This window comes from Okeania sp. SIO2B3 (genome assembly GCF_010672525.1).
Lineage (GTDB): Bacteria > Cyanobacteriota > Cyanobacteriia > Cyanobacteriales > Microcoleaceae > Okeania.
This window is the reverse complement of record NZ_JAAHGH010000035.1, coordinates 40155-66415: the sequence shown is the minus strand read 5'-3', so window position 1 is coordinate 66415 and position 26261 is coordinate 40155. Positions and strand designations below refer to the sequence as shown.

11 protein-coding genes and 1 pseudogene are annotated in these 26261 nt (G+C 33.8%); 5 read left to right on the top strand and 7 right to left on the bottom strand.

Annotation, left to right across the window (positions count from 1 at the left end; genetic code table 11):
* Positions 1-585 precede the first annotated feature (585 nt).
* The 4 genes from F6K15_RS21260 (at position 586) to F6K15_RS21245 (ending at position 14833) form a co-directional block, all read left to right on the top strand.
* Positions 586-2469, top strand: coding sequence for a caspase family protein (locus tag F6K15_RS21260; protein WP_293063989.1), 1884 nt, complete (start codon positions 586-588; stop codon positions 2467-2469).
* Positions 2470-4065: 1596 nt separating this feature from the next.
* Positions 4066-9504 (top strand): response regulator, encoded by a 5439-nt coding sequence (locus F6K15_RS21255; RefSeq protein ID WP_293063987.1) that lies wholly within the window; start codon positions 4066-4068, stop codon positions 9502-9504.
* Positions 9501-10508, top strand: a complete 1008-nt coding sequence (locus tag F6K15_RS21250; RefSeq protein WP_293063985.1) for a PleD family two-component system response regulator — start codon at positions 9501-9503, stop codon at positions 10506-10508. The genes F6K15_RS21255 and F6K15_RS21250 overlap by 4 nt, the downstream gene beginning before the upstream one ends.
* 50 nt (positions 10509-10558) lie before the next feature.
* Positions 10559-14833 (top strand): PAS domain-containing protein, encoded by a 4275-nt coding sequence (locus tag F6K15_RS21245; RefSeq protein WP_293063983.1) that lies wholly within the window; start codon positions 10559-10561, stop codon positions 14831-14833.
* 626 nt (positions 14834-15459) lie between these two features.
* On the opposite strand, the gene F6K15_RS21240 is transcribed toward F6K15_RS21245, so the two are convergent.
* The 6 genes and pseudogenes from F6K15_RS21240 to F6K15_RS21215 all read right to left on the bottom strand — a co-directional run.
* Positions 15460-15756 carry a hypothetical protein gene (locus F6K15_RS21240; RefSeq protein WP_293063981.1) on the bottom strand — a complete coding sequence of 99 codons (297 nt, stop codon included), beginning with the start codon at positions 15754-15756 and terminating at the stop codon, positions 15460-15462.
* 653 nt (positions 15757-16409) lie between these two features.
* Positions 16410-17429, bottom strand: coding sequence for a long-chain acyl-[acyl-carrier-protein] reductase (locus F6K15_RS21235; RefSeq protein ID WP_293063979.1), 1020 nt, complete (start codon positions 17427-17429; stop codon positions 16410-16412).
* Between the two features lie 170 nt (positions 17430-17599).
* Positions 17600-18379 carry an aldehyde oxygenase (deformylating) gene (locus F6K15_RS21230; protein ID WP_293063977.1) on the bottom strand — a complete coding sequence of 260 codons (780 nt, stop codon included), beginning with the start codon at positions 18377-18379 and terminating at the stop codon, positions 17600-17602.
* Between the two features lie 835 nt (positions 18380-19214).
* Positions 19215-21407, bottom strand: coding sequence for a hypothetical protein (locus F6K15_RS21225; RefSeq protein WP_293063976.1), 2193 nt, complete (start codon positions 21405-21407; stop codon positions 19215-19217).
* A 526-nt stretch (positions 21408-21933) separates the two neighbouring features.
* Positions 21934-22869, bottom strand: a complete 936-nt coding sequence (gene hslO / locus F6K15_RS21220; RefSeq protein ID WP_293063974.1) for an Hsp33 family molecular chaperone HslO — start codon at positions 22867-22869, stop codon at positions 21934-21936.
* Between the two features lie 69 nt (positions 22870-22938).
* Positions 22939-23580 (bottom strand): annotated as a pseudogene (locus F6K15_RS21215) (RNA-guided endonuclease InsQ/TnpB family protein); the annotation flags it as partial.
* Between the two features lie 271 nt (positions 23581-23851).
* Between F6K15_RS21215 and F6K15_RS21210 the strand changes: the two are divergent.
* Positions 23852-24250: a hypothetical protein gene (locus F6K15_RS21210; protein WP_293063973.1), complete on the top strand. Its 399-nt coding sequence runs from the start codon at positions 23852-23854 to the stop codon at positions 24248-24250.
* A gap of 258 nt (positions 24251-24508) precedes the next feature.
* Here the strand turns inward: F6K15_RS21210 and F6K15_RS21205 are convergent, their stop codons facing one another.
* The gene (locus F6K15_RS21205) at positions 24509-25945 is read right to left on the bottom strand and encodes an ion transporter (RefSeq protein WP_293063972.1); all 1437 of its coding nucleotides are present in this window, start codon (positions 25943-25945) and stop codon (positions 24509-24511) included.
* Positions 25946-26261: the final 316 nt, after the last annotated feature.

Sequence of the window (26261 nt, the reverse complement as noted above, 5' to 3'; positions counted from 1 at the left end):
TGAGTTTTCTAGGTTCTGGCGTTGGTTGGAGGTGTTTGCCTCTCTCCCTGCGCATTTACTAATCTAGCAACTCTACTTTGGTATGTCAACCCCTTTGAGCAAAATTTTTGATTTTTAGTGGGGAGGAAATAGCTGTATTTTATATATGGAAAGCCTTTTGAGAGTTATTTTTTTTTGAAAAAAAATCAAAATAAAATATTGGATTCAACAATATGCGAAATAATGTCCATTTAAAACTTAATTTTTGGACTATTGGTTTTTGCTTAAAGGACTAATACTACTATACTTACTACATAATATGTTATGTATGTAACAACTGAGTTATCTCAAATCTAAGGCCACAGAAGAAATTAACTATACCTAACTAATTCTGAGAAACGACATATCATAGAATCTACAAATCACAAATAACAGGTTCACTATTACGATGAGATAAATTCTGATAGAGGATGAGGATATTGTGATTAATGCCATAGTCCTAGTGTAAAGAATTACTAAAATGAACTAAATAGATAATACTATTAATGGCCTATAAATGTTATCGTAGGGTAGAGGCAATTGATTAAGTATAAGGATTGTTGTTAAATGAAAAATTATGCTTGTATTGCCATTGGTATAAATCAATATGAGTTTCTTCAACCTCTCAGTTATGCTAAACAGGATGCAGAAGCACTGCATAGCTTTTTGTTAAACGAAACAAATTTTTCCGCAGAACAATGCTTATTATTAACAGACAGTAATTTATTACCAATTTGGGAACAACCAACCTATCCTAGTAAAGAAAATATACTAGACCTGATAGAAGACTTTTGTCAGAAACAATTACAAAAGGAAAATTTTCTCTGGTATTTCTTTAGTGGTTATGGTGTTGTTCATCGAAAGCAAGACTATATAATGCCAATTGATGGTAATCCTAAAGACCCTGAAACTACAGGAATATGTATAACAAAACTACTAGAAACTTTGAAAATATCTCCTACGGGAGAAGTTTTGGTTATGTTGGATATTAACCACAATAGTTTGATGGGAATGGACAACCAAGTTGGTGTTCAAACAGTAGAAGTAGCCAGAGAGTTAGGAATACCTCTGTTAATGTCATGTAGTCCACAGCAAATTTCCTATGAAACTTCTGCACTACGTCTGGGATTTTTTACAGCTGCTATTATAGAAGGGTTACGTTATGGGAAATGTACAACACTCAAAGAGTTAGATAATTTTTTAAGTAATCGCTTACCGGAATTATCTGCTCAATATCTACAACCAAAGCAAAACCATCTAATAATAGTAAATTCTGCTGAAAAAATGAATCAGATGATTTTACCTCAAAAAAATTACGATGATTCTAACTCTACGGAAGAAAAAGAAAGTTTAATTGTTGATTCATTAATTACTTCTACAACAAAAAAACAAGTTTTAAAATCAGTTAAAACTCCTTTAACAAACATTACTAAAATAAATATGGTAAATGGTAATAAGAGTCATAATAATCAAATTGAATCTCAAATAAATAGCAAAAATAATGTATATGTAAAAGCAGAAATGTCTGAAAATATTTCTCAACACATTAATTCTGATAAATATTTTTTACACAAGTTGATTGTAGGAAGTAGTCTAACTTTTCTAGTACTTCTATTAGGCGTATTTTTAACAAATAAGTCTATATTTGCAGGTACACAGGCAGTAGGTGTAGGGAATATACCTACTATAAAAACGGAGGAAGATGACTCATCAGAAGTAACTTTATCAAAATTACCTGTGGTCTCTTCTTCTGAAGGTCAATCTCAGGGAAAAACTGATATTGCAAAGGAAAGTAGCACAAAGCAAGAAGAAAGTCAAGATCCAGCCAATCAATTAATATTATCTGAAGCTATAACTGAACTTAATTCAGTCACAGCTTCTAGTTTTAGTAAAGCAATTATTAAAGCTTCCCAAATTTCTCAAAGCGATCCGCTTTATCCTGAAGCACAAAATCAAATAGAACGTTGGAGTTTAACTATTCTTGATATAGCTAGTGGACGAGCATTAAAAGGAGATTTTGATGGTGCAATTAATACAGCTAAACTAGTACCTGTGAATGTCCGACCAATTTATCAAGAAGCACAGTTAGCGATCGCTGAATGGCAACCCCAAGTAACTCAACAAAAAAAAGCGAATAAAGGGTTTAATGAAGCATTACTCAAAACTGCAAAAGAAAAGATTAAACCAGGACTAGCTTCATCTTATATTGAAGCAATAAATGATGCCCGTAAAATTCTACCTGGTGAGCCTAAGTATGAGGAAGCTCAAAAACTGATTACTCAGTGGAGTAATACTATTTTTAGCATAGCTAAAGTACGAGCCAAAAATAACAACTTAAGTGAGGCAATTTTGGCTGGTGAGTTAGTTCCTTATGGAACACCAGCTTATGGATCTGCTCAAGAAGCACTAGCAGATTGGAAAAACCAAGAACAAACAAAGAAAAAAAATTGAACCAATCGTAATCATAAATTATAAATCAATAGCTATATTTATAAAAATTATAGAAGCATAGTTTACTCATAACTTTAACTATGCTTTATTCAAGTAATTAATTTGGCGATGCTCAATTCAATTAGAGACTTCAAAGTAAAAAAATTCCATTGCACTGAACTTAGAGGATAGAAGTTGAGGAATGGGAAAGTCCAAGGAGAGGAAGGAGTGATTTTTATTGCTATTCCTTCATAGATCATAATAAGAAAATATGAGGTATGAAAATTTGTATTGCTTAGTTAAGTCAACAGTGAAATGGATTAATTCTATATTCACTAATCAAGTAGTTTGATAGTTATTAATTGTATGAAATTACTCTCTAGTAAAGTATGAATTTAAATTCTAATTATAAGTTTAAAAAATATATATAGCAATCAGGAATAATTTATAAAAGAGAACTATACATTTATAGTTTTGGGAATCACGAAGAAGTCTTGATTGATTGTCCACTTAGCTTCTCACATCTGGTTTCTGATTGCTATAGTTTTTTCAAATGATTTGTCAATCTATATAGTCTATATAGTCTTTTTTTTGACAAAAAAATTTCTGCATTCTCTTTTCCCTGACTGGAGTAAGCGTCCCCTCTCTTGGTAGATTGGATATGGTGTAGGTTTCTCTTTAACTACAAGACCCTAAGTCTTTTCTTAGGGAATGCTGCTAAATATATTGGCGATCGCCATTAACGTAGTTGTGTCCTAGCAAAACGACAGCTTGCGTCTATCCTCTGACAAAGGAGCTAAGGCGCTTAGCCAACGCAGGGTAGCACCACTGTTGCTTTTTGTGGACTATTGAATGTTTATGATCCAGATAAAAATTTTATAGTAGTTGAAAATTCAACTTTTTCCGATCTTAATAACTATATATTCAATTGTGGAAACTACCATAATTTTGTGTCCAAATAATCCACAACCATATTTTAATAAATTCTGCTCAAAAAAAATGAATATTAAAATTAGTATTATAGCTTGATCATACTAATATTTACAACGTTTACTAAATATTAGTGACTTTTAATTCTATTAAAATCTTTAAATATTGAACCATTATTTGCTTGAAAACTTTAGTATTTTTCATCAATTTAACTTAGTAACTAAATCAGAATATTCCGAAAAATTAAGATCAAGTAATTATCAGGTAAATATAAAGCAAAAAAGCAAAGTTGTCTAAAATTATAACTACTAACTAATCTAAGTACCGATACTGAATTTCAAAAAATAGCTACAATAGAAGTAGGATATCTAATACAGGTTAACCACATTATATATTCCTAGATTCCTTATTGCTTAAAACTCACATTTTTCCCTCGTCAATTGAGAGAATGCTACAAGCAAAAACTTTCTCAATACTTTAACTTTTTAGTTAATAGATAAGGAATGAGGATTTTATTATCTACAAGAGTTAAGTGTAGTATATCCTCAACAGATATAGTTCCATTCGTGAACTTCTGGAGTTGATTGAATCCTCAATCCTAAATTAATCCTTAACAAGAGAAAATTAATATAAAGGTTATGTAGCTTGTACACCTAAGAATTTCTGTTAGTCAGAAACTCGTCTACTATGACTTACGCCCAGCTCAAATCTCAAAAATTTGATAAACTTCTAGAAGAATTAATCCATAAAGCCTGTTTAAGTATTGATGGAGATTATGTAGAGGTATGGATACCAGATAATAACGGTACTAGAATGGAGTGTAGTCCAATCTGGTATGGACGACCTGAGATTCAAGAATTACTAACAAAATTTCATAGTTACAGTGAAGAAATAACATTTCCACCTAGTGTAGATATGGCTGGTAGAATTTGGATTTCTCAACAACCAGAGTGGGAAAAAGATATTAGTAATCTACCAGAAACAATTTATGTACGAGCGAAAAAAGCAACTGAAGTGGGTCTCCAAACAGCTTTAGGATTTCCAATTTTAGCGAACAATATTGTTGTTGCAGTTATTATTTTTTATATTAGAGAAATTCGGCAGTACGATCAAAATATAGTAGATTTAATATTTTCTTTCAGCAACTTAGGAGCATTAGTTTCAAATATATCTTATCCAATGAGACTACTTGATAATCAAGATTACTTCCGCCTAATGATAGAAAGTAATTCTGATGCAGTCACGGTTATAGATATTGGGGGCAATATTTTATATAATAATTTAGCCACTGAAAAAGTATTCGGTTATCAAAGGCAAGAATTAATTGGAAGAAATTTTCTTAAATTTGTTCATCAAGATGATTTTTTATTTGTTATAGATAAATTAACGGAAATTATTCATAATCCAGAATCAACAGTCAACATTGAAACAAGACTTTATCATATTAATGGTTCCTGGAATCTATATGATTTGAGAGCAAAATTTTTTGTAAAAACATCAGAAATTGAGCAAATAATTATATATAGTCGCGATATTTCAAAATTAGACCGGGAAGATATTTTACTTAAACAAGATTTATCTGATACAAAAGAAATAGTAAAAAGTAGTACTAATGGAATAGTAAAATTTGATATTAATTATAATTGTATAGATTGGAATTATCAACTTGAACAATTATCAGGAATTAGTGAAGATGATGCTGTTGGGAAGTCAATATTCGAGTTATTGATATTTACTGTAAATTACAAAAAATTATCTTCTGAAATTTTTTTTAAATCTCAAATAGTCAATAGTAAGAATGCTTTTAATGAAGGGATACAATCCACTCCTATAAATACAGAAAAAGAAAAATTATTAGAGTTCGATTATTACCCAGTTAACAATGAAAAAGATCAATTTATTGGTGGCTTAATTACTATTCGTGATATTACTGAAAACCAACAGAAAAACACGCGAAAATATGATATCTTTAAAAATCTTTTACTAGAATATATACCTATAGCAGTAGCTATTTTAGACCAAGATATGTGCTACTTATGGACATCTAAGCGTTGGTTAACTGATTACAATTTAACAGAAAAAGATATTATTGGGCATAGTCACTATGAAGTTTTTCCCAACATTAGCGACCGCTGGAAGCAAATTTATACAACTTGTCTTGCAGGAGAGGTTCAAAAATGCGAGGAAGATCAGTTTTCTAAACCAGACGGTTTCTTAGACTGGATACGATGGGAAATACACCCTTGGTATAATAGTAAAGGTGAAATAGGTGGCATAATTATTTTCACTGAAATAATCACAAATTATAAATTATCACAGCAAGAACTTGTAGATAGAAATGCTAACTTACAACAGGTAGTGGATGCTGCAACAGAAGTTGCGCTCATTACTACAAATATTGACGGTCAGATTACCACATTTAATTCTGGTGCCGAGAAACTTTTGGGTTATGATAGAAAAGAAGTAGTTGGTAAAGAAAACCTGACAATATTTCACGACAAACTTCAATTAATAGAACGCACCAAAGAATTAAACCAGAAATTAAATCGCCCCATAAAAGATTTCGATACGTTAGTAGAATCAGCACGGCAAGGAATTTTTACATCTCAAGAATGGAATTATATCAGAAAAGATGGCTCTCATTTATTAGTAAGTTTAGTCATCAGAACACAACTTGATAGTCAAGGAAAAATTATTGGATTTCTTAGTACTGCTATTGATATTACAGAGCAAAAACAAACAGAAACTAAACTCAAAGAAGCAGAAAAAATTCTTAGCGGTTTGTATAGAGTAGCTTCAGAAACAGACCAAAATCTTGATACTTTTTTACAAAAAATCCTGGAAATGGGGCAAAAGCAATATGGAACAGAAATAGGTATCTTAGCAAAAATTAAGGGACAAACTTATGAAGTAGTCGCATCTCAAGTACTCCAGGGATTTCCTTTTTCGATCAAGGCAGGAGATACAACCGATATAAAACAAACTTATTGTAGTGAAACAATTCAAAAAAATGAACCAATAAGTATTGAAGTAGCAGGAAATTCAGAATGGCAAAATCATCCTGCTTATGCTCAAACATTTTTTAAGCTAGAAACTTACATTGGCTGTCGCGTAATAGTAGAAGGTGACCTGTATGGTACTATAAGTTTTGCAAGTCCATACCCAAAATTGGAACCCTTTAAACAGAGCGATCGCCAGATATTAAAACTAATGGCACAATGGGTAGGAAATCAAATAGAACGTTATTCCTCAAAAGCTGCCTTAAAAAACAACATAAAACACATTTTACTCCATAAACGGTTAACTAGAGAAATTCGTTCTAGCTTAAATAGCGATCAAATATTTCAAACAGCAGTTAAACTAATAGGTCAAACATTTAAAGTAAATCGCTGCTTAATTTATTGCTATATTGTTAAACCATCACCACAAATTCCTCTAGTAGCAGAATATTTTGAATCAGGTTATAAATCAATACAAGGTTTATCACTAGCATTAGAGGAAAACGATAATCTGCAAAAATTATTAGCTCAAGACGAAGCTATTAGTAGTGAAAACACCAACTTAGAGCCATTATTATTCAAAGATACCGAAATTTGTTGCTTATTAGGAGTAAAGTCAGTATTAGCAACTCGCACCTCATACAAAGGAGAACCGAACGGAGTAATTGTTCTACATCAATGCGATCGCATTCGTCATTGGGCCGATGAAGAGATATATTTATTAGAGTCAGTTGCTGTACAAGTAGGAATTGCCCTAGCACAAGCTGATTATGTAGAGCAAGAAAAACGGCGACAAGTACAACTACAAACTGAAAATTTGGAGTTAGAGGCAGCTAGACAAGAAGCTGAATTTGCTAATCGAGCTAAAAGTGAATTCCTAGCGATGATGAGTCACGAGATTAGGACTCCTATGAATGCAATAATTGGCATGACTGGATTATTACTGGATACACAATTAGACTCTCAACAACAAGATTTTGTAGATACTATTCGTCATAGTAGTGATTCATTACTAACAATTATTAATGACATTCTTGATTTTTCTAAAATTGAATCTGGGAAACTAGAATTAGAAGACCAACCTTTTAATCTCCGAAGTTGTGTAGAATCAGCCTTAGATTTAGTCGCCTCCCAAGCTGGTGCTAAAGGTTTAGAATTAGCTTATATTATCTATCAAGATACCCCAGAAGCAATAGTAGGTGATGTGACAAGGTTACGTCAAATACTTGCCAACTTACTTTCTAATGCTGTTAAGTTTACTGAGAGTGGAGAAGTTATTGTCTCAGTAAAAGGAAAAAATTGGTTGTCCGCTAACAGTCAATTATCTCACTCAGAAGATATTGAGAATAACCAAACAAGTACAAACTCAGTAGTTAAAAGAAATCCCACACCTGTTGACAACCTATACGAAATTGAATTTGCAGTAAAAGACACAGGAATTGGAATTCCGACAGATAGATTAGAAAGATTATTTAAACCTTTTAGTCAAATAGATGCTTCAATGACCAGAACTTATGGAGGTACAGGTTTAGGATTAGCTATTAGTAAAAGGTTGAGTGAAGCTATGGGTGGCCAGATGTGGGTGGAAAGTGAAGTAAATAAAGGTTCTACATTTAACTTTACCATGATGGCAATGGCAACTGACACAAACACTGAATCTAAGCTCAAAAAATCACAGCCTGAACTTACACAAAAGCGAGTACTTGTAGTTGATGATAATGCAACTAATCGCCAAATTATTACTCTACAAGTAGAATCTTGGGGAATGAATGTCACAGCAGTGGAGTCAGGAGAAACAGCTTTAAATTTACTCCGCTCTGGGGAAAATTTTGACATTGCAATACTAGATTTACAAATGCCAGAAATGGATGGCTTAACCTTAGCAGAGAAAATTCAATCCATGGCAGAATATAGAAGATTGCCTTTAGTAATGCTAAGTTCAATAGGCAAACTGACATCAGAAGAAATTGCAGGAAGAGCATCGTTTGCAGCTTTTGTGAGTAAACCAATTAAACAATCTAACTTATATGAAATGTTAGTTTCTGTGCTAGGAGTACAACGAGTATCAGTTAAACCTGAAACTTCAAAAGCAAAATCAATATTCAGTGATGGAGTAGAAGTTGGATTACCATTACGCATCCTGATAGTAGAGGATGTAACGGTAAATCAAAAAGTAGCTTTACTCTCTTTAAACAGATTAGGTTATCGTGCTGATATAGCTAATAATGGATTGGAAGCTCTAGAAGCACTGCGCCGTCAAAATTACGATTTAGTTTTCATGGATGTACGAATGCCAGAAATGGATGGTTTAGAAGCAACAAAACGAATTTGTCAAATTTTCTCTGAAGTCAAACGGCCTTGGATAGTAGCTATGACTGCTCATGCGATGCGGGGCGATCGCGAAGAGTGTTTAGAAGCAGGGATGAATGACTATATAAGTAAGCCAGTTCGAGTAGAATCATTAATCAAAGCATTAAATAATTATATTAGTCATAGAAAGTCAAAACAGATAAATGATTTGCCAACAAAAAGTTTTGCAGTAGAAGATAAGGAAGAGAAGATAGTTGCAGCAGTAAAAGAGGTTGATTCACAATCAAATCAACTTAATCAAGAGTTAATTCCAGAACAAATTGTCAATTTGGAAAATCAAGTTCCAGTAGAATCAAATATTACTGTACTAAATAATCTAGTATTAGAAGATGAAGACCGGAATGATCATTTATCTTTAGTCAATTCTCTCAATAAAAATATGTCAAACTTTATAACTCCAGCTATTGATGAATCAGTATTTGAATATCTAAAAGAGCAAGCTGCAGGGGGAGACGAAAGCATTTTACAAGAAATAATTAATAGTTATTTAGAGGAAGCTCCTCAAAAGCGAGATGCAATTTTAGCAGCAATATTAGCTCAAGATGGGACTGAATTAAGAAATGCGGCTCATGCTCTAAAATCTCTTAGCTTAACCATTGGAGCTAATAATTTAGCTCAACTATGTGGACAATTAGAAGCAATAGGTAGTATGGGCACAACAGAAAATGCAGAGCAATTAACAGAAGTAATGAATCAAGAACATCATAGAGTGAAAGTAGCATTACAATCAAAAAATAGAAATAAATCTATAAAATGATTAAACCAGGTTGTTGGACTGTAGCACCCCGAATACTAATAGTTGATGATGAAAAGACTATTCGACTAATACTGCGTCGTATATTACATAAAGATGGGTATCAAGTTATTGAGGCAAATAATGGAGAACAATGCTTAGAAATTTGTCAAAAACAATTAGCAGATATGGTATTACTTGATGCAATGATGCCCGAAATGGATGGCTTTACTTGTTGTGCTAAACTACATCAGTTATTGGGAGAAAATAGTCCACCAGTATTAATGATTACAGTTCTTGACGATCAAGCATCTGTTGATTTAGCATTCCAAGTAGGAGCAACAGATTATATTACTAAACCAATTCATTGGGCAGTTTTACGTCAACGAGTTCGACGCTTATTGCAAACACAATGGGCAATGAGAGAACTAAGACGACAAATAGAGAAAGAACGGATGTTGAGTGAAAAACTGGAAAAAGCTAATCAAGAATTGGAGCGTTTAGCTTCTTTGGATAGTTTAACAATGATTGCTAATCGTCGCAACTTTGAGAAGTTTATAGAAAGTGAGTGGAAACGTTCTTATAAAAATGGTTTGCCATTATCCATAATTATGTGTGATGTGGATTTCTTTAAAGCTTATAATGATACTTATGGCCATCAAGCAGGAGATACTTGCTTAAAAAAAATTGCCGATCTTATAGTTCAAAATGTTAATCGTTCTCCTGATTTAGTAGCTCGTTATGGAGGTGAAGAATTTGTAGTTGTTTTACCAGAAACAGATTTACAAGGAGCTGTTTATGTAGCAGAAAAAATTTGTAAAAGTATTAAAGATGCTGCTATTGTTCATCAAGGTTCAAAAATTAGTAATTGTGTCACAGTTAGTTGTGGAGTTGCTACTAGAACATCATTATCATGGAACACTGACTCTAACTCTCAGCCTAGTGATTTAATTAAAGAGGCAGATTCAGCACTTTATGAGGCTAAATCTCAAGGGCGCAACCGAGTTTATTCTTATTCTATAAATTAAGTTATTCTTATTAAAAAAAAATAATTATTCTGAGTAGATGAACTTAAGAAATGATAAAAAAACTGAGTAATTATATAGTTTGGATCGATACTATTTTTCATAAAAGAATTAAGGTATCACTACGAGTAGTTATATTTTTATCTTTGATTACTCCCACGTTAATTACAGTCTTATTTATTGCCAGGACATCTTTAAAAAAAGAACGAATAGCAGTTAAGCAATTAGCCAGTCACCTTAACAGTAAAACAGGTAGTTCTGTTACTCATAATTTAGATAATTATTTAGAAATACCTAGTCTAATTCATGCAATCAACCAAGATTTAATTAAGTTAGAATGGTTAAAATCTAATGATTTAATCAAAATCAAGGATTTGTTTTTTCAGCAAATAAAACGCTTCAATGTCAGCCAGATTAATTTTGGTACGACAAAAGGAGAATTTGTGGGAGTAAAGAGAAAAAAGGATAATAGTTTAGTCACAAACTTAATGACTAAGTCAAGTTCAGAAAATCTCACAGAAATATCTAAAAATCACGAATATAATTATCAAACAAAAAGTTGGTATAGAGATGTAATTAAAACAGGTAAACCAGTCTGGAATCAAGTTGATAATTCAGAATATTCACCAGAGTCACAAGCAATCTTAGCTAGTTATCCAGTTTACGATCGGAATAATAGTCTCATCGGAGTATTAGCAGTTGAGTTACCTATTTCAGAAATTGATAAATTACTTCAGACAGTAAGTATGACTCAATCAAATGTAATTTATCTTATAGAAAAATCTGGGATAGTTGTCGCTAGTCACTCAAATCAATCATTAGATAATTCTAGTGAGATATTAATTCAAGAAATAGCCAATAAATTATTAGAGACAAAAGAAAATTACTATAATGTTAAAAATACAAAATATTTAGAATTAAAAGTTGCCAATAAGCAATATTTTGTAGAATTGAGACCAAGCAAAAATCAAGATAGTTTAGATTGGTTAATTGTAGTGGCTGTGCCAGAATCAGAATTTGCACCACAAATCAATAAAAAAGTTAAAGTAACTATCTTTTTATGTTTATTAGTAATGGTTTTGGTTATCTACTTAGGGATGTTAATCTCTGACTGGATAACTAAACCAATCTATAAATTATTAAAAGCATCTCAAAATAATATTATTAATGAAGAAGATTTCTCCTCAGCTTCAAAAATAGTTTGGTTTAAGGAAATTGAAAATTTAGTACAATCATTTAATCAAATCAATGAAGGTCTGAAAAATAATTGTAGAGAAGGCGATCGCTTTTTTGATATTTCTCTTGACTTATTAGTAGTTTTTGGTACTGATGGTTATTTTAAAAAGCTTAATTCAAGTTGGTCAAGAATTTTAGGTTATACGACTGAAGAGCTATTAACAGTAGCTTATATTGAGTTTGTACATCCAGCAGATAGAGATACTACTCTTGCAGAAGTCCAAAATATTACTGATGGTGCTAAAGCTATAAAATTTCAGAACCGTTATCGGACTAAAGATGGTTCGTATCGTTGGTTAGCTTGGAATAGTGTTCCTTTTTTAACAGAAAATTTAATCTATGCAGTGGTACGAGATATTACAGATGAAAAAGAAACTTTAGAAAGTGTTCTTCATAGTCAAGCACAATTAATAGAAGCAGAGAAAATTGCTGGTATAGGCAGTTGGGAAAATGATTTGACTACAAGTCAATTAATATGCTCAGAAGAAGTATACAAAATTTTTGGCATACAACAAAAATCGACTTTTGTAACGATGGAACATTATTTTCAATTAGTTCATTATGATGATTTTTCAGCAATACAAAAAGCAATTGATTTAGCAATTAATCAAGGTCAAAGCTATCAACTCGATCAACGAATTTTATGCCCAGATGGTGAACTAAAATATATATCAATTACAGGAAAACCTATTTTTAATGAAGAAGGTAAAGTAATAAAACTTTTCGGGACAGTATTAAATATTACCGAACGCAAACAAATAGAAGCAGCATTACAAGAAAGTCAAGATGTATTTCATCAACTAGCAGAAAATATCGATAGCGTTTTCTGGGTAAATGATCCTCAAAACAATCAAATTTTTTATATTTCTCCTAGTTATGAAAGAATATGGGGTTATCGTCGCGATGAGTTATACAAATCACCCCACTCTTTTCTAGATGCGATTTATCCAGAAGACCGCCCAAAAGTAGCGGAAGCTTTAGCAAATTCTACGGAAGTAGAAGAAAAACAAGAATATCGTATTATGCTACCTAATGGAGAAATACGTTGGATTTTGACTCGTGCTTTTCCCATCAAAAATCAGGCAGGGAAAGTTGATAAAATAGCTCGAATAGCACAAGATATTAGTGAAGATAAACTGGTAGATACAAAATTACAACTAATTCAAGAACGATTACAATTAGTATTAGAAACTTCAGGTGATGGGTTATGGGATTGGAATATTAGCACAGGCGAGTGTTATTATAGTTATCGATGGTTAGAAATGCTAGGTTACGATGCAGGCGATCTTCCTAAGAAGATAAATTCTTGGGAAATGCTAATTCACCCAGAGGATAAAGTTTGGGTAATTGATGCTTTAAATTTGCACTTAGAAGATAGTTCATTTATCTATGCTTTTGACTATCGGTTACAAACTAAATCTGGTGAATGGAAGTGGATAGCAGTTTACGGTAAAGTGGTAGTCAGGGATGAAGCAGACAAACCAGTGAGAATGATTGGTACTCATAAAGATATTAGCGATCGCAAAGCAGCAGAAGTAACCCTCAAGCAACAACTAGAGTTGGAAAAACTTGTTGCTAATATCTCTACTAGCTTTATTAACCTTAATCCTAATGAAATTAATAGTAGTATCCAAATAGCATTAAAACAACTTTGTGAGTTAATAGGTGCAGATCGTAGTTATATGTTTTTAGTAAGTAGCGATAAAATTCAAGTTAGTAATACTTACCAATGGAGAGCTACAAAAACAGAAGCTAAAATTGAAGCTCAACAGAATTTTCCTATAGATTATTTACCATGGATCATGGAAAAACTCAGTCAATTTGAGGTCGTACATATACCATTAGTTTCCAATTTACCTCTGGAAGCAAGCAGAGAAAAACGAATATTATCAGCACAATCAATTCAATCTTTGTTGTGCATTCCTATGGTTTCTGGAGATGAATTAATTGGTTTCGTCAGTTTCGATACAGTAAGTAAATTATGCAGTTGGACAAAATCTACAATTAATCTGTTAAAAATTATTGGGAAAATTTTTGTCAGTGCTCTAGAACATCAAGAGGCAGAATTAGCATTGCGCGAAAGTGAAAAACGTTTTCGGATGATGGCTGATAGTGCCCCCGTATTCATTTGGATGTCTGGAAGTAATAGTCTTTTTAACTATTTTAATAAAAGATGGCTAGATTTTACCGGGCGTAACTTAGAACAAGAAGTTGGGAAAGGTTGGTTACAGGGAATTCATCCTGAAGATGTGCAACATTATTTGGAAAATTACCGGGTAAATTTTTATACCCATCAATCGTTTAGCATAGAATATCGTTTGAGAAGAGAAGATGGCGAATACCGTTGGGTCTTAAATCAAGGGGTTCCTAGATTTAATCTCAATGGTAAGTTTGCTGGTTATATTGGTAGTTGTATTGATATTAGCGATCGTAAAAAAGCAGAAGAACAAATTCAAAATTCTCTTCAAGAAAAAGAAATTTTGCTCAAAGAAATTCATCATCGAGTGAAAAACAACCTACACATTATTTCTAATTTATTAGATTTACAGTCAGATTATATTGAAAATAAAAAAGTGCAGGAATTATTTGCTGATAGCCAAAATAGAATTCAAAGTATGGCTTTGATCCATGAACAACTCTATCAGTCAAAAAACTTAGGGCAAGTTGATTTTAGTGAATATATTCATGCTTTGATAGATAATTTGTTTTGTTCTTACGCGGACAGAGAAAGTCTAATTCAACCTATAATTAATGTAGAAGCAATAACTCTGAATTTAGAAACGGCAATTCCTTGTGGTTTGTTAATTAATGAATTGGTTACTAATTCATTTAAACACGCTTTTCCTAATAATCAATCTGGAGAAATATGTATTGAATTACATCAAGATAAACAAGAAAAAGTTTATATTACAATTAAAGATAATGGCATTGGTATTCCACCAGATTTTGAGTGGAAAAATCATTCTTCTTTAGGGTTAAAATTAGTGCGAATTCTTTCTAAACAATTGAAAGCTGAAATTGATTTTGATGGTCATAAGGGTACAGTAGTTAATTTAATATTTTCTCCTCTCAAGTATCAATCCAGATTTTAAATGAAAGGAGGAAAATTTCACAAATATTTTTGAAGAAATCCTATGCTTTCTCGAGTCAATTCATTTAACTGCTTAATACTACATTCCAGACAATAAAATGTAGGTATTGAAAGTAAAAATTCTAGTAGTATGGAATTTTATTTTAAACCCTTTATATCAAATCTGCTTAATTCGGTATCAAGAAATGTTTCATCTGAAGGCCAGAGCATAACTCTTCCTAAATTCTCTTCCCTCCTGAGTCCTGAGTCCTGAGTCCTAACTAATTAGGGCTTGCTGATTAAATCTAAAAGCATTGACATATAAAGACTTTAGCTTTTTTGGGGTCGAATTGCAGTGCGCCTGTTTCAGTATAGAACGCTTAAAAAGGAGCGTATTTTAGGCGCATAGTTGGGCAGAAAAATCATTCTGACGATTCCTACTCCTAACTCCTCGCTAATTACCCGCTCCTCCCCTCCAGGGAGGGGTTAGGGGTGGGTTGTCTCCTGTCTCCTGTCTCCTACCCCTACTAAAAGACTTTTTCAGCAAATCCTAATTATACCAATGCTACTGGATTTGATATTATTCTTTGTTGGAATGTAGAAATTAGTAGCAATGGTTGAACGATATTTTTTGAAATTGGTTTAATATTATAAATTTTCTGCTCTTTCCAACAATGTTTGACTCAGAGCTAAATCTTCCATTAGTTTTAATTTACGTTTTTCCTGTTCTTCTAAGAGCAATTTCTGCTCTTTTTTCTGATTCTGAATATCGACATTATGACCAATAGCCACCGGAATACTACCAATTAAAAAATTTACTGGTAAGCTCCCAAAATTTCCATCTCTAATTATACCAGTAAAACTACTAATCATTATAAAGCTAAACCAACCAAGAGAAATAATATGTTTTCTTGGACGAAATTTTGATGTAGAATTATTAGGCATATCTTCCCACTCCAAACATTGAATAAAGTTATCTAGTGCAGAATGGCGGAAATAACTGACCAGTTACAAAATCCTAAAAGCCTTACCAATCAATACTTCTGACTTATGACTTCTGAATTTTGACTTCCGCGTAGCGGCACTAGGTTCTTCTAGTTAGATCCTTCATGCCATTAGGAAATTCCGGAAATATAGTAGCGATCGCTCCGGTCACAATTTGGTATTGTATTAATTCGGGATTAATGATACCAACTCTCATGCATTAATGCTATACTTAAGTAAAACTTCAGTTATTAAATATTTAATACAGAAAAAATCAATTTTTGCTAATTAGCAGCTCAGTTAATGTTAATTATTCTGATGCTTAAAACTCCCCCACTCCCCTACTCAAGAAAATGTAGAAAAGTTTTTGAGAAATGGTATTATAGTATTGGAGAGAGGAAGTAAAACGAAAAAAAGGGCATTTTTGATCATGGGTATGATTCAGAATAGATCGCTGAAAGCTATAAACTTAATTCAAAATCTAGAAAAATCATACATCCATTTAACAAAGCCCTTCATTTAATTGTTCAGAAAACATAAATTATCTATGTTCTTTGACTTTTGAACTAGAAGAAAATCAAATGTTCCTAACTTCAATATTTCTTCTGCATTCTTCAAAGCATTAGAGGTCTAAATCCATGTTTGATGGATAACTGACCAATTAGTTCCATTTTTTCTACAGTAATTAAATTACGTCCCCAAGAAAAATTAGTATATAACTTTTCAAACTCCAATAGCATTGACTCTGCAAAACAAGCAAATAACTGACGACCAGGCACATCCATATTGACAATGTTCATAATTTTCCAGTCAATATCAAGAGAGTGTTCTACTATTCCACCATTGAGAACATAGATTCCTTCTTGCTGAACTTTAGTCGCCATGTTTTTTGGATAACCACCGTCAATTAATAAACAAGGTTTCTTCAAAACATTTGGATCAATTGCTACACCCTTGGGCATACTAGCTACCCAAACTATAATATCCGCCAGAGGTAAAGCTGCATTTAATTCTAAAATTTTACCTCGTCCTAGTTCCCCTTGTAGATTTTTTAGCCGCTCTTGCTCGCGAGCTATCAATAATAATTCTGCCACTTCTGTTCTACTATTCAGCCAGCGACAGACCCCACTACCAATATCACCAGTGGCCCCGCATACTGCTACTGTAGCTTTTGATAAATCAATTCCTAACTTTTGGGCAGCTTGTTCTACTTGCTGACAGAGAATATAGGCTGTATGAGTATTACCAGTAGTAAAACGTTTAAATTCTAATGTAATATTGCGGATTTGCTGAAACTTTTGCAAGTTAAAATTCTCAAAAATAATTGACGAGAACCCTCCCAAAGCAGTTATATCAATACCATGCTTCTGAGCATGAGCCATAGCATTCATTATCTTACGAGTTGCTGCTTTGATTCGGCGAGCTGCTAGCATTTCCGGTAGAAAACAAGATTCTACATACTTGCCTTCAATTTTCTGACCTGTGATACTTGTTACTTTAATTGTATCGACTATTTGAGGCGGAGCGCTACACCAGAAATCAAGACCTTGATCTGCATACTCTGGATACCCTAAATCTCTTGCTACTGATTGGGCGTGTTCTAAGCTAGTTAGATGACCAATTAGACCAAACATTAAATTGTAATTATTATTAGTAAGTTAGTTATTGTTGATGATATGTGGAAATCAGGCAGAAATTAGTATATGGCAGTTGGCAACTATTATTTTCACGATGAAAAAGTTTTTTGTTAAATGCTACGCCATTACTCATTCCTCATCCTAATTTCCATTTTGATTGAAATCAACTATACGGCGACCAGACCATAAGCTGACATCCGCATGATTTCTCCAGTTGTAAAGCCAATATTGTTCAAAGCTTCGCCATAAGCAATCATAAAATCTTCAATCAAAGCTTCTTTTTCCATTCCCAGGGTCTTCGCATCTTTTTCCACCTGGTTCAGCATTTTCCATACTAGGGGTAAGTTCTGGCGATTTGCTTTCTGTAGTTCTGCTTTGGAGTCTTCAAAATGCTCTTCTAGCCATACTTCGCCAAAGTTGAGGTGGGTATATTCATCTTTGACTACACCTTCAGTAATTTTCCGAGCAAAGGGGTCAGCAACTGGTATATAGATATTGTAGGCTGCGATCGCAAAGCATTCAATAATTAGAGATTGAATTAGCAAACAAGTAACTAAATTACCTGTTTTTGCTGCTGCTTGGAAGTTCTTATGTAGTGGCTCAAAAAAACTTTTGGCGAATTCCATATCTGGTGTCACCTTCAGATTTCGGCCACAAGCCTGAAAGCCTTTTTTGTGACGACTTTCCATTTTTGAGAGGCTCTTGAGCTGCTCTTCGTAGTCTGGTAGCATTTTGATCAGACTTATATAATTTTCGTATGCCTCTTGCTCTCCTTCAATCACAATTGCATTAATTCGGCTATAGGCATATTTATAAGTTTCACTTTCAAATATTGTTTTGTCAGCTTCACTTTGAGAATCTACTGTTTCATCAGTTTCACTTTCAAATATTGTTTTGTCAGTTTCACTTTGAGAATCTATGGTTGAAATTGCTTCAAGCTTTGGCATCAGTTAGTTATCTCCTCATCAAAAAATAGCTTTATCAGGGCAAAGAAAAATATTTGGTCTTAACTTAGCTTATAGTTTACCAGCAAATTTGGTTTAAAGCCTCGCCGTTGTAGGGCGACTTTTTATTTTATTTGCAAGTGGATTGAATATATGATACAAAGTTATTAGTTGCCGGGGGGCACGCCTCCTCCGGAGGAGCTGCGAATTGCGGAAACTCGTGCGCGGACGTGGAGGCAAGCATAACCCACCCCCATCCCCTCCCTGGAGTGGAGCAAGAGGTGTAGGTGCAGCAGCCTAAGAAGCGTCTACCCGCCGAAGAGCTACGGCTCAGTAAGAATATCCGCGCCTAACAGCCGGAGAGGATGTCAATGTACCTACTTTCTAGAATAATTGCCTAGCCTAACTGTAATTTATTGGGTAGCTATGGCCTTAATCTTGGTAAAAACCTCCATTTCTGTCAATTCTAGTTGAATTTTCAGTATAAATGCTTAGTCATAATTAGATTATACATTAATCCACTGACCATTTTAACAGAATACGGTAAGAAGTCCAGCAAACTCTAGTTAGAGAATGTTGTAAGAGATGGAGACCGATATTATCATCAAAATACAGGGAACAGCATCACCTGGTTTATGAACAAGAACTATCTGTAGAAGTTGAAGCATCCTTGCGATGTCGTGCCATGGACAAATTGGGAAATATGTCAACCTCATAAGTACAGTGAATATTGACTTGGCTTGATTATTGGTATTTTAAATTATACTTTGTTATTTATGGCCATTATTTATATTGTATTAGTCCATAATGGCCAATAATCTTGGTCAGGACAGTTGAGTTAATTATTATTCACAAACTTTGGTGCAGATATTAGGGGTTTGCCTCTCTCATCTGTTATAGTCCTTTGATTTTGTTCTCTCAATTCCTGAGATTGGTCTTGAGGTATAGGTATAGTTTGATACTCTACTGGTTCTAGAGTTGGAGTCTGGTTTTCTACAGATGGAGTCTGGTTTTCTACAGATGGAGCTGTACTCAGCCAGGTTCGCCAAATACTAATTTGATTCTGGGCTGAATTATAGGCAATACTACTTACCGGAATTTTACTAGCAATCTCAATAGCTAGTGGCACATTTCGATTCACTTCGTCCATAGCAATCGATAAGATTTGTTGACCCCATTGATTAATCAACTGGGAAGCTTCAAACTGCCTGGAACTGTAAGTTGGCACTTTTTGTGCTAAACTTATAGCTTGACCATAACCATCTGCTGTACCTAATGCTGCTGCTTGACGAGCATTATCTAAATTTTCTTCTGCCTCTTTTTGAGATTGCCACTGCCGTATTTTGGAGCTAGCTTGGGAATATAGAACTCTTCCTTCTCGAATCTGTTGTGCTATAAGAATTGCCTGTTCTAAATTGCCTGAGGATGCTAGGCGTTCTGCATTATCAAGAATTGGTTGATCTTGAGACCGTTGAACTCTTTGTGTCCACCTTTGGATTTTCTGTTGAGCTTCCTCATATAGAGTTCTGCCCCTACCAATTTGACTTGCTTCATCAATTGCAGCTTGTATAGAACTAATATCACCAAAACTTGCTAATTTTTCTGCTTTTTCCAAATAAGGCCGGTCTTCCTGCTGCTGTAGTTGTCTACTCCAAGCTCCTATCAAAGTAGTTGCGTCTTGTCCACGAGGGTTATAAGGAGGGACAGTCTGCAATTTAGCGATCGCTGCTTTTAAATCGCTAATTCCTCCTGGTTGGGCTAATTTTTTTCCTTCTTCTATAATCTTGACATCTGCAATTTCTTGTTGCCAAATACTGATTAACTGTTGAGCTTTGCTGTAAAGAGGTCGTTCAGTTTTGAGTTTTTGAGCTTGAGCAATAGCATCTTCAAGTCCCGCTATTGTACCCAGGTTAGCTGGAGAATGGGCACGAGCTAATAATTCTAGATCTTTTACTTTTTCCTCTAGGACATCATTTTCTGGAACTTTATTTACTATCTTAAGTGCTTCTTGCCAATTTCCTTCATTTAGTTCGACTAAGGCCATATCTGCTATTTGTTCGCCCAAATTTAGTATTAACTTTTGAGCGGTCTGATAGAGATAGCTATTTTTTCCAATTGCTTGAGCTTTTTTGACAGCATTCGTGAGATTATCTAGTCCACCTTGTTCGCCTATCTCTCGTGCTTGGTTTAATTTGCTACCTTCTTTGCGAGTTCTTTTGATGTCGTTAATTAGTTCCTGGTATTTTTTCGTTTCCCAATGTACATTTGGTACTGACAATAAACGAGAAGCTTCCATGGAAGCTTGATTCCATTCTTCCTGACGTAGATGCTCTTGAGCTTTCTTATAGGTTGTTTCAGCTTTAGTCCAAGTTTTTTGCCAATTTTGAATCTGTTCTTCTACAAGTGGATAAGCTGAAACTTTCTGAGGTACTTTTTGGGCAATTTTAATAGCTTCTTCTAATTTTCCATCTTGAAAAGCTAATTCCCCCAAGGACAATATTTTTTCCGACCATCGTTCAATGTAACCATCAATATTTGGACGCATTGGATGGTCATTTGATAAAACATCTACTAAATTAATTGCTTGAAGTAAACTATCTACTGTGGGAGAAGTAGCTAATATCTGAGCACAATAAAGACGTTTGCTTGCTGATGCGGTTGGCCAGTAACTTGCTTCACAATCTGCCTGAGAAGGTAATTTGAATAAAGCTGATATGGCTGTTATACCTGCCCCAGTTGGAACTATTACCAATAGTACTATCCAAAATAGCCATTTTATCGGCCAAGTATTGTTTGCAGATTTTGGGCTTTTTTGCTTAGTTTTTTCTATTCGAGAAACTGAATGTTGTTGCAGAGTGGAAGGTTTTGCCGGATGTTTGTATGTTTGTATCTGACTGCCATTCGATCTAAGTTGTTGCAGTCTTTCTTCGCGGTTTTTCCTACGTTCAGGTAGTTGCCATTGGGCTTGGTCTTTTTGCTTCATCTGGCGTAGTGTCCGCCAACGGCCTATTGTTTTGTATTTTTCATTCATATACACTACTTATCCCGAACAGCAAGTAACAGATATATTTCATGTTTAATGACTTTCCGGTTGGTTTAACCTAATAATAAGCAAGCCTTTATCTACAAAGTTAAATTTAGGCTCCAATTCTTCGCGGTTTCTATGTATACACTATTTTGGCGAAAGATGCAACCTTGATATATACAATAATTATATTTTAGTTCTGAACAGAAAATCAAATATTTGAGAGAACGGTTAAGATCAGGAGTTTTGGCAAATTTTCCCGTCGAAAAAATTAAAACTGAATTTGATAGCTAATCTGGAAAACTCATATTTAATAATAAGATCAAACTTATTTAATATCTATAATTCATAATTATGAATAGTAATTATCTTGAGCATGAATTTTAACAGAAAAATTAGCCCTCAAATTTGATATTTCATTACTGAACCAATGCCTCTCTTATTCTTGTTAACAAGATACCAAATTAGTTCTATACAGCTATGAATTCAGAAGACAAAAATTGATTATGTGTTCTGAATTCTTAGAATAAATTTATGAAGATGATTTGCGTAGTTGTCCAACTGGAATTTCTGTGAATGGTTGTTGTAAGTCTTCAATTAGTTGTATAAGGTCTTTTTGACTAGCTTGATATACTTCTCCACAAAATTCGCAGACTGCCTGGGCACCATTGTCTTTTTCAATCATATCTTTTAGTTCATCAACACCAAACATTTTTAATGCTCCTAACACTTTTTCAAAAGAGCAACCACAATGAAAACGAACTATTTGACTTTCGGGAAATATATTTAAGTCCATGTCTCCCAAAAGTTGTTGCAAAATTTCTGGTAATGTTTTGCCAGCTCGAAGCAATGGAGTAAACCCTGAGAGGGAGGCTATACGAGATTCTAAGGTTTGGACTAATTCTTCATCTATGGCTGCTTTGGGCATAACTTGTAACAAAAGTCCTCCTGCTGCTTGTATACCCTCTTTATCTACAAATACTCCTAGCACTAAAGCGGATGGTGTTTGTTCTGATGTAATTAAGTAATGAGCAATATCATCTCCTATTTCTCCAGATACTAGCTCTACTGTACTAGAGTATGGGTAGCCATAACCTACATCTTTTACTATGTATAAGAAGCCTTGGTTGCCTACAGCTTTTCCGACGTCCAATTTGCCAATTTTATTTGGTGACAGCTCAATTGTAGGATTGTCTACATAGCCTCTTACTGTTCCATCTAGTCCTGCATCTACAAGTACTCCTCCGAGAGGACCATTGCCTTGGACGTGAATATTGACTCTTGATTCTGGGGTTTTCATACTAGAGGCTAATAATAATCCAGCAGCCATTGTGCGGCCAAGAGCAGCAGAGGCCACCCAAGAAAGTTTATGTCGTTGTCTTGCTTCTTCAGTTAAACGGGTGGTAATTACACCAACAGCACGAATGCCACCTTCTGCTGCTGTAGCTCTAATTAGTCTATCTGCCATTGAAATCCTTACATTTCTTAATAATTATGAGTTTCTTTATCATAACTCTGTTGGAATATTCCTGGTGAACTACCCCACCGTACAGAGGGATGGGGTTTCTAAACTCAAAGGGGAATGCCTCAAGACAGACTTACGTCCACCTTTTGGTCTTACTTCCCCTCCTTCCCTACGGGACGCTGCGCGAACAGCAGCAGTCCTTCCAAGACCGATATTTCCCTGATGCCTTCTGCCCTTATATTTTTGGACGCATTTTCGTCTCGGTCGTGGTGAGTACCACAACTCGGACAAGTCCACTCTCTCTCTCACATCTAATGGCATTTCTGATATTTGATACAGACACCTACTGCAAGTTTTAGAGCTAGGAAACCATCTATTAATCTCTACTAATAAACCACCTTTTTGTTGCAGTTTATAGTCAACAAAATTGATAAATATTCCCCAACCCACATCAGAGATAGTTTGAGCTAGGTTGTGATTACGTTTGCGCAGCATTCCGTAGGAAACCATACCCTTGATGTTCAGATTCTCAACAATTACTACTTGATTATCATTGACTATTTTTCTTGATAATTTATGTAGAAAGTCTTGACGGGCATTACTTATACGTTCGTGAACTTTAGCTACTAGCGATCGTGCTTTTTCTCTTGAAATACTATCTTTCTTCTTACGGGCTAATTTAGCCTGTTTTCGAGCTAAGTTTTTTTGATGTTTATTGTGTTAGTCTAAGCTTTTAGATATAATGATATATTATAGATAGTATTCTTTAGTTATAAAATTTACGATGAATATTATTTTTAGAAAAAATTTATTCCTATAATACATAATCATAAATTATAAAAATTAATCGATTTGCATCCAAAATTTGCTTAACTTAATTCCTAATTATTGGAAAATAATGTTAGCCTAGATATTTGTAATTTTCTAGTTTTGTTTGAGAAAAAGATACTAAGTATAAATTCAAAAATTATATTACTATATTGCTATGTTAGGTACTTTCCAAAAAAGCCATTTACGGATTGAGATTGAAGCTACTGAAGCTACTATCAGAGAGAGTTTGCTACGTTCATCCAAGTTACAAATATGGTTGTGGCCTCAGCGCTTGTCTCCTGGACTACCAGAACAATTATCTGAGGGTTTAGAGTTTAAAAGTATGGTTGGTGTAATAGAAATTAAACATTATGTTGATGTAGTAGGGTCGAATTGTTTGAGGTTGCTACTTAGTCAAGGTATTGATGGATTTCACGAGTGGTATTGGGGAGATGGTTGGATACAATCTCGTTTAGAAGGAATATCTATGTTGCCTCTAAATTTAGGTCAGACTTTTAGTTTACTTCGCTTGCGAGAGTTTTTAGCTACACCAGAAAAAGCTGTTAAGTTTTAAATTATTTATTCTTAAAATATGGCAATTATTTCTATTTATAGTAAATTGTGAGTATATAAAGTTAAAGACATTAATAATAATGCTTTTATGGTGCAAGTATCTTGCCCGCTAATGGTGTACTGCACTTATATAAAATATGCTGTATTTTTGATTTTAGTGTAACTTATTCAGGATTGCTTTACTTAAGTTATCAGCTGTTTTTATCAGACTGCGATTAATGTAAAAAAAATTTAAACCCATCGCTTAAAATCATCAAATTTATAATTTTATTTCCCTAGTAGAAATAACAATTAAATTGTCTTTTTCCTGAAATATATAGCGATCGGGATTAATTTTAAACTTACCTTGAGGCTGAGAAACTGCTATTAAAATAGCGTTATGAGTTTGCTTAATATGTATAAACAAGTCTAAAAAAGTTTTCCCTACCCATTCAGCAGTAATAGTTATCCGATAAAACTGATTTCCCCTTTCATAAGTTAGTAATTCTGAAAATACACCCATTAATCCTCTATTCAAAGCAGCTTGAGCTAATAGAAAACCACTTTGTTCCTGGCTAACTATATAATCATTAACATGACCCATATCTAAATGAGAGCCATATTCACGATTAAGTAATTCAGCACAAGTATAAACATTTGGATTTAATTTTTCGGCTGTTAAGGCAGCTAAAATTGTCCTAGCATCTGCATCTTGATCGCTACGACTATGAGTTTTATCGCACAAAATAATGCAAGTTTCAGCTCGACTTATACCCGCTTTTTCTAAAGCAGTAACTTTGGTAAAATCGTCTTTGAGAAATTGTATTCGAGATTTTAAATCTGGAGCAATAAAATTAGGTTCATCATCAAATTCAGCTATGACAATAATTGGTATTCCTTCGTTTTTACCAGCAGCTTTATATTCTCGAACTATAATCTCAGCTTTGCGGTTCCAACCACAAATAATTGTATGATTATTAAAGCTTTCCCAGTCCACAATATCATCCTCTCTACGGATTTTATCTACCATAAATGCTGATACTGTTCCAGTGAACATAGCAAAGATAGTAACATTCATAAACATGACAAAAACTCCAACTATTTTTCCTCCTAATGAGGATGGTGAAGCCGGAATTGGTTCGCCAGCAAATAGAGAATAAACACTAAACCAAAATCCTTCTTCTAGGGAGGTTAAGTTTGGGTTACTACTACCTTCAAATACTAGGATAGCAACACTACCAAACATAATAGTTAGTAGCAGTAGTCCAACAACGATTAGGTATTCTTTAATTCCTCTTTGTAAGATATAGGGAAAGGTGCTGGCATAACGGTTGAAAAAACGAGATAATCTGAGTATTCTTAATAGGCGTAATAGTCGTAAAGCTCTAATGGATCTGAAGACTCTTAGTAATGGTAATATAGCTAGTATATCTAACCAGTATTCTTTAAAATAAACTTTTTTATTAGGGGCAACTATAAACCGGAAGCTTAATTCTATAACAAATAATATAGTGAATATTTTACTAAATGTATTACATATTAATAGATAGGGTGATTTTTCAGGTATAGATAATTCTACTATGGTTAATATAACAGACAAAATTATGATGATACCAATAGTAATATTGACTATTGGTAGTTGCAAAAAACGTTGTATATAAGGCTGGAAATTGTGTTTCTTTAATAGGAATAAAAGACTAGAGTTTGAATTAGTCATAAATCAATAGACATCTCCAGAAAAGAGGTAGTATGGAGTAGGGGCGATTCGCGAATTGCCCATACAGCAGTAGGGGGAAATAATTGATAATTGCTGTGTGAGAATTGATTTTTTTTTTGATTTTTGGAGATGTTTAATATAGAAAAAAACACTTGTTAATATATTCTACTTGTTAATATATTCTACTTATTAATACATTATTCGACTATATATAGTGCTTATCAAGTTACTGAGATACTGTTGTTTTTATTCTTTTTTGTCTTGATGCCTATTCCCTTTCGTATGTTTCCGACGCTGGGTCGCATCATTATTCCTT